We start from the raw sequence: 5,143 nt of genomic DNA on the forward strand, positions 1-5,143 counted from the left end.
TAAATGCGAAATGGCCACCCAGCTTTGGGTGGCCATTTCGTTAGAAGAAGTCCGGCGGTGTCCTACTCTCCCACAGGGTCCCCCCTGCAGTACCATCGGCGCTGAGAGGCTTAGCTTCCGGGTTCGGAATGTGACCGGGCGTTTCCCTCTCGCTATGGCCGCCGAAACACTATTGATGTTTCAAAAACCAACAACGATTACTTTCATTGTTGTGTTCCCGACCGTACATCGAGAACCACTCAGTGGACGCAAGCACCAAAAACGGTGTGTTATCAAGTCATCGGCTTATTAGTACCGGTCAGCTTCACGTATTACTACGCTTCCACATCCGGCCTATCAACCCAGTAGTCTGGCTGGGAGCCTCTCACCCGAAGGTATGGAAGTCTCATCTTGAGGCCGGCTTCCCGCTTAGATGCTTTCAGCGGTTATCCATCCCGAACGTAGCTAATCAGCGGTGCTCCTGGCGGAACAACTGACACACCAGAGGTTCGTCCAACCCGGTCCTCTCGTACTAGGGTCAGATCCTCTCAAACTTCCTACGCGCGCAGCGGATAGGGACCGAACTGTCTCACGACGTTCTAAACCCAGCTCGCGTACCGCTTTAATGGGCGAACAGCCCAACCCTTGGGACCTACTCCAGCCCCAGGATGCGACGAGCCGACATCGAGGTGCCAAACCATGCCGTCGATATGGACTCTTGGGCAAGATCAGCCTGTTATCCCCGAGGTACCTTTTATCCGTTGAGCGACAGCGCTTCCACAAGCCACTGCCGGATCACTAGTCCCGACTTTCGTCCCTGCTCGACCTGTCAGTCTCACAGTCAAGCTCCCTTGTGCACTTACACTCGCCACCTGATTGCCAACCAGGTTGAGGGAACCTTTGGGCGCCTCCGTTACATTTTGGGAGGCAACCGCCCCAGTTAAACTACCCACCAGGCACTGTCCCTGAACCGGATCACGGTCCTAAGTTAGATATCCAGAGTGACCAGAGTGGTATTTCAACAATGACTCCACACTCACTGGCGTGAATGCTTCAACGTCTCCCACCTATCCTACACAAGCCACACCGAACACCAATACCAAGCTGTAGTAAAGGTCACGGGGTCTTTCCGTCCTGCTGCGCGTAACGAGCATCTTTACTCGTAATGCAATTTCGCCGAGTTCGCGGTTGAGACAGTTGGGAAGTCGTTACGCCATTCGTGCAGGTCGGAACTTACCCGACAAGGAATTTCGCTACCTTAGGATGGTTATAGTTACCACCGCCGTTTACTGGGGCTTAAATTCTCAGCTTCGCCTTGCGGCTAACCGGTCCTCTTAACCTTCCAGCACCGGGCAGGCGTCAGTCCGTATACATCGTCTTGCGACTTGGCACGGACCTGTGTTTTTAGTAAACAGTCGCTACCCACTAGTCTCTGCGGCCACCACACCCTTTCGGAGCAAGTCCTAATAAGTGGATGGCCCCCCTTCTCCCGAAGTTACGGGGGCATTTTGCCGAGTTCCTTAACCACGATTCTCTCGATCTCCTTGGTATTCTCTACCTGACCACCTGAGTCGGTTTGGGGTACGGGCAGCTAGAACCTCGCGTCGATGCTTTTCTCGGCAGCATAGGATCACCCACTTTTTATCCGCATCGTGTCTCAGCCTGAATGACTCCCGGATTTGCCTAAGAGTCGGCCTACGCACTTGCACCAGGACAACCATCGCCTGGCTTGGGCTACCTTCCTGCGTCACACCTGTTAATACGCTAGCCGCACCAGCATGGGGTCGAGCGTTCACACAGACGATCATCACCCCGAAGGGATCCGAAACATTCTGAGCTAGGACTCTTAGCACCACTGGATTAGCTTGGGCGGTTCTTCGCCGGTACGGGAATATCAACCCGTTGTCCATCGACTACGCCTGTCGGCCTCGCCTTAGGTCCCGACTTACCCAGGGAAGATTAGCTTGACCCTGGAACCCTTGGTCTTTCGGAGGACGTGTTTCTCACACGTCTTTCGCTACTCATGCCTGCATTCTCACTCGTGTAGCGTCCACGGCTGGGTCACCCCGCCGCTTCACTCGCCACACGACGCTCTCCTACCCATCAACACGGCTGGACCACGAAGGCCTACCAAAAATGTCAATGCCACAACTTCGGTGGCGTGCTTGAGCCCCGTTACATTGTCGGCGCGGAATCACTTGACCAGTGAGCTATTACGCACTCTTTCAAGGGTGGCTGCTTCTAAGCCAACCTCCTGGTTGTCAAAGCAACTCCACATCCTTTCCCACTTAGCACGCGCTTAGGGACCTTAGTTGGTGGTCTGGGTTGTTTCCCTCTCGACTATGAAGCTTATCCCCCACAGTCTCACTGCTGCGCTCTCACTTACCGGCATTCGGAGTTTGGCTGACGTCAGTAACCTTGTAGGGCCCATCGGCCATCCAGTAGCTCTACCTCCGGCAAGAAACACGCAACGCTGCACCTAAATGCATTTCGGAGAGAACCAGCTATCACGAAGTTTGATTGGCCTTTCACCCCTATCCACAGCTCATCCCCTCAGTTTTCAACCTAAGTGGGTTCGGTCCTCCACGACGTCTTACCGTCGCTTCAACCTGGCCATGGATAGATCACTTCGCTTCGGGTCTAGGACACGCGACTGAATCGCCCTATTCAGACTCGCTTTCGCTACGGCTACCCCACACGGGTTAACCTCGCCACGTATCGCTAACTCGCAGGCTCATTCTTCAAAAGGCACGCTGTCACCCCTACTAAGGAGGCTCCAACGGTTTGTAAGCAAACGGTTTCAGGTACTATTTCACTCCCCTCCCGGGGTACTTTTCACCTTTCCCTCACGGTACTTGTCCGCTATCGGTCATCTGGGAGTATTTAGGCTTATCAGGTGGTCCTGACAGATTCACACGGGATTTCTCGGGCCCCGTGCTACTTGGGATACTCTTCACGCCAAGAACAGGCATTTCGACTACGGGGTTCGCACCCTCTATGACCGGCCATTCAAAACCGTTCGTCTATACCCTCTTGTCACGTCGACTGCTCGGCAGAACAATCAGAAAAGTCCCACAACCCCCAACATGCAACGCCTGCCGGCTATCACACACGCTAGGTTTAGCCTCTTCCGGTTTCGCTCGCCACTACTCACGGAATCGCTGTTGCTTTCTCTTCCTGTGGGTACTGAGATGTTTCACTTCCCCACGTTCCCTCTACCCGCCCTATATATTCAGGCGGGAGTCACCAGGTACGCACGCGCCCTGGCGGGGTTTCCCCATTCGGACACCCTCGGATCAAAACTCGCTTATCAGTTCCCCGAGGCTTATCGCAGATTGCTACGTCCTTCTTCGGCTCCAGATGCCAAGGCATCCACCGTTTGCTCTTAAAGACTTGAAATCACATGAGTTGAATCGTCAAAAAATTGACTAATGATCTTTAAGATCATCTACACCACACAACCCCGAAGAGTTGCATGGAAGATGCTCGCGTCCACTGTGTAGTTCTCAAAGTACGGGCGGTACCCACCCCAGCCACCGGAACACCGGCACCGAGACAGGCCCTCAAGGAAACAGCCACCAACCACCACCAGCCACACGACTAGCGCGATCAGCGCCCGGCCCCTCAGGACCCAACAGCGTGCATGTATCAGACACTCCAACCCGAACCGTTCCAGTGGCAAGCCACGTACTAAACCCGGAACCTTCGTCCCCGACACCTCATCAAATGTTCCACCCATGAGCTAACCGGCAGACACATTCGGTCTGATCCGGCGCCTGGACACCAACAACCCGAAGGCCATCCGTGCCAGATGCTCCTTAGAAAGGAGGTGATCCAGCCGCACCTTCCGGTACGGCTACCTTGTTACGACTTAGTCCTAATTACCGATCCCACCTTCGACGGCTCCCTCCACAAGGGTTGGGCCACCGGCTTCAGGTGTTACCGACTTTCATGACTTGACGGGCGGTGTGTACAAGACCCGGGAACGTATTCACCGCAGCGTTGCTGATCTGCGATTACTAGCGACTCCGACTTCATGAGGTCGAGTTGCAGACCTCAATCCGAACTGGGACCGGCTTTTTGGGATTCGCTCCACCTTACGGTATTGCAGCCCTTTGTACCGGCCATTGTAGCATGCGTGAAGCCCAAGACATAAGGGGCATGATGATTTGACGTCATCCCCACCTTCCTCCGAGTTGACCCCGGCAGTATCCCATGAGTTCCCACCATTACGTGCTGGCAACATAGAACGAGGGTTGCGCTCGTTGCGGGACTTAACCCAACATCTCACGACACGAGCTGACGACAACCATGCACCACCTGTTTACGAGTGTCCAAAGAGTTGACCATTTCTGGCCCGTTCTCGTATATGTCAAGCCTTGGTAAGGTTCTTCGCGTTGCATCGAATTAATCCGCATGCTCCGCCGCTTGTGCGGGTCCCCGTCAATTCCTTTGAGTTTTAGCCTTGCGGCCGTACTCCCCAGGCGGGGAACTTAATGCGTTAGCTGCGTCACGGAAACCGTGGAATGGTCCCCACAACTAGTTCCCAACGTTTACGGGGTGGACTACCAGGGTATCTAAGCCTGTTTGCTCCCCACCCTTTCGCTCCTCAGCGTCAGTTACGGCCCAGAGATCTGCCTTCGCCATCGGTGTTCCTCCTGATATCTGCGCATTCCACCGCTACACCAGGAATTCCAATCTCCCCTACCGCACTCTAGTCTGCCCGTACCCACTGCAGGCCCGAGGTTGAGCCTCGGGATTTCACAGCAGACGCGACAAACCGCCTACGAGCTCTTTACGCCCAATAATTCCGGATAACGCTTGCGCCCTACGTATTACCGCGGCTGCTGGCACGTAGTTAGCCGGCGCTTTTTCTGCAGGTACCGTCACTTTCGCTTCTTCCCTGCTAAAAGAGGTTTACAACCCGAAGGCCGTCATCCCTCACGCGGCGTTGCTGCATCAGGCTTCCGCCCATTGTGCAATATTCCCCACTGCTGCCTCCCGTAGGAGTCTGGGCCGTGTCTCAGTCCCAGTGTGGCCGGTCACCCTCTCAGGCCGGCTACCCGTCGACGCCTTGGTGAGCCATTACCTCACCAACAAGCTGATAGGCCGCGAGCCCATCCCAGACCGAAAAATCTTTCCAAACACGACCATGCGATCACGT

General features: G+C 54.9%; 3 rRNA genes. All 3 read right to left on the reverse strand.

The annotated features are described in order from the left end of the window. Positions 1–49 precede the first annotated feature (49 nt). Positions 50–166, reverse strand: a 5S ribosomal RNA gene (gene rrf / locus AB0O24_RS18875). A 102-nt stretch (positions 167–268) separates the two neighbouring features. Further along, a 23S ribosomal RNA gene (locus AB0O24_RS18880) occupies positions 269–3,378 on the reverse strand. 423 nt (positions 3,379–3,801) lie between these two features. Beyond that, a 16S ribosomal RNA gene (locus AB0O24_RS18885) occupies positions 3,802–5,143 on the reverse strand; the annotation flags it as partial.

It is taken from the genome of Microbacterium sp. NPDC086615 (assembly GCF_040686055.1).
Lineage (GTDB): Bacteria > Actinomycetota > Actinomycetes > Actinomycetales > Microbacteriaceae > Microbacterium.